Consider the following 2,582-nt stretch of genomic DNA (forward strand, 5'->3'; position numbering starts at 1 on the left):
GGGTTTATCCCCCCCCAGCCCCCCTTGCTAAAGGGGGTAAGGAAAGGGCGTTTTGCGTACGGCGTACGACACAAGACGTACGACGCCCGGCCACCGACACCCCCTCAAACGCTCACCGCCGCCGGGCTCAGCAGCCACACCGCCAACGCCTCGCCCGCCTCGAGCGGCGCGAACTGCCCCAGGCGCTCCTTGAGCAGCCTGGGCGGCCAGGCGCGGCCCAGCAGGCGGCCGAGCTGGACGCGGAAGGGCTCGGGGAGGTGGCCCAGGTTCTGCAGGCGCTCCCAGGCGGCCTCTTCCTGTTTGAGGCCGAGCAGGGCCTGGGCCTCGAGGGCGCTCTTCCAGACCTGGACGCCGGGGTCGGGGGCCTTGCCGGGCGGGAGTTCGCTGGTGACGCGGGCCGGGGGAGCTTCCGTCGCGCTGAGCTGCACGAGCTGGGCCAGCACCTCCCCCCAGCGCTGCTCGCGGCCCATCGCGTCGGCGTAGGCCAGGCGGGCCTGGTCGCGCAGGTAGGGGTTTTCCAGCCGGAGGAAGGGGTGCAGCAGCGCCTGGGCGGCGGCGGGTTCGAGCAAGAGCGAGAGCATGAGCGCCGTGTCGAGCATCAGCCCGGTGTAGCGGTCGCCCTTGGGCGACTCCTGCTGCAACTCCTTCCACAGGCCCTCGAGCAGGCGCTGGGCCTGGGGGGCGGGCTTGCCGCCGTGGAAGGGCGGGCGGTAGGGGTCGCCGGTCTCCCAGACCCAGTAGGCCACCGCCAGGCGGAAGATGGTGCGGCGGTAGCGGTACTGGGCCTCGCTGCGGCGCTCGCGGGCGCCGCGCAGGTAGCGCTCGGCCTCGGCGGTGAGGCTGAGGGCCTCCCAGGGGTGCTGCCGGGCGGCCTCGAGCACCCCCGCCTCGCTCTGGGCGCGGGCGCGGGTGAAGGCGTCGGGGGCCTCGGCGATGGCGCGGTAGAGGTGCTGGGCGGCCTCCTCGTAGCGCCCGATGCGGCGCAGGGCCGTGCCCAGGCGGGCCCGCACGCGGGCGGCCTCCTCCGAGGCGGTGGGCGTGAGCCCGGCGAGGGCGTGCTTCATGCGCTCGACGGCCTCCTCGCCCCGGCCCAGCCGCATCAGGAGGTCGCCGGCCTGGTAGCGGGCGCGGCTGGAGAGCAGCGGGTCGTGCTGGACCTGCTCGAGCGCCTCCAGCGCCTCCTTGAAGCGCCCCGCGTCCTTCGCCACCAGGCCCTGCCACAGCCGCACCCGGTCGGCCAGGAAGGGCGGGATGGGCAGGGCCAGGGCCCGCTGCACGTCGTCCTCGGCCTGGGCGTAGTCGCCCTGCCAGCGGGCGATGGCCGCGTGCACCAGCAGCCCCTCGGCCAGCACCTCCCCGCTGAGGGTGGCGAGGTCGGGCAGCAGGGCCTGGGCGGCCGGGTAGTCGGCGGCGTCCACCTTGGCCTCGGCCGCCTTGACCCGCGCCCACGCCCGGGTGGCCGGGTTCTTCGAGCCCGAGAGCAGCTCGAGCGCCTCCAGCGCCTCGGGGTGGGCGTACTGCCCCAGCACCGCGCGGTAGCGCACCAGCACCGTCGCCAGGGCCTCGCGCTTCTCGGCGGGCCAGCCCTGCGAGCCGGCCCACAGCCCCGGCAGCAGCGAGAGCCTCGAGGGGTCGGCGGCCAGCAACTCCAGCAGCACCTCGAGCGCGCCCGCCCCCCAGGCGTGGTGCAGGGCGCGGAAGAGGTCGCGCCGGCGGTAGTGCTCCAGCGCCAGGGCGTGCAGCCGCTGGGCCTCGGCGCCCTGCACCTCGGGCAGCAGGGTGCGCAGCACCGGGCGCACCAGCGCCTCGCCCTGCCCCCGGCCCGAGCCGTCGCTGGCCGGTTGCAGCAGCGCGCGCTCGGCCTGGGAGAGGGTGGAGAGGCTGCGGCCTAAGGCCGCCTCGAGCAGGGGCACCGGCACGGCGGGGTCGGACTCGAGCGAGAACACCGCCAGCGCCTCGAGGATGGGCTGGAGGGCGGGGTCCTGGCGCAGGTCGCTGGAGGGCTGGGCCTGGCGCTGGGCGGCCTCGAGCAGCACCAGCCGCGAGAGCTCGCCGAAGTTGCGCCCGGCCTGGTTGACCAGCGCCTCTACCCGCTCAGGCGGCAGCTCGGGCAGCCGGTCGCGCACGTAGCGCCGGGCCTCGGCGCGGCTGGGGGCCGAGAGCGGGCTGTAGGCGAGGTGGGCCGGGGGCTCGCTGAGCGCGGCGATGTAGGGCACCGACAGCCGGCGCAGCAGGGGCTCGAGCCACAGCGTCAGGTTGGTGCGCTCGCCCCCCACCCGCAGCGGCAGCCCGCCGAGCTGCCCGTCGGCCTCGGCGCGGAGCAGGAGCGGGACCCCCTCGCGCTCGATGGCCTCGCCTAAGAGCTCCTTGATGTCGTCCTGTAGGGCGCTCTGCAGCGCGTAGGGCTGGGTGGGGGAGAGCTGGGCCAGCAGCGCCTCGAGGCCCTCCCGTATCCCCAGCCGCTCCCCGATCAGGTAGAGCTGGGGCGCCATCTCGCCCCCCAGGTTCACGCGCAGGGTGCTGGGCAGGGTGCGCTCGATGGCCCCCAGCAGCACCCCCTTGCCGGTGGCCGGCCCCCCGAC

The 2,582-nt window shown here is 75.7% G+C and carries 1 protein-coding gene; it reads right to left on the reverse strand.

Annotation, left to right across the window (positions count from 1 at the left end; all coding sequences use genetic code 11):
- Positions 1 to 104 precede the first annotated feature (104 nt).
- Positions 105 to 2,582, reverse strand: a 2,478-nt coding sequence (locus Mterra_RS20460) for a tetratricopeptide repeat protein (RefSeq protein ID WP_147372988.1), incomplete at its 5' end; no start/stop codon positions are given.

It is taken from the genome of Calidithermus terrae, assembly GCF_003574345.1.
GTDB classification, from domain to species: Bacteria; Deinococcota; Deinococci; order Deinococcales; family Thermaceae; genus Calidithermus; species Calidithermus chliarophilus.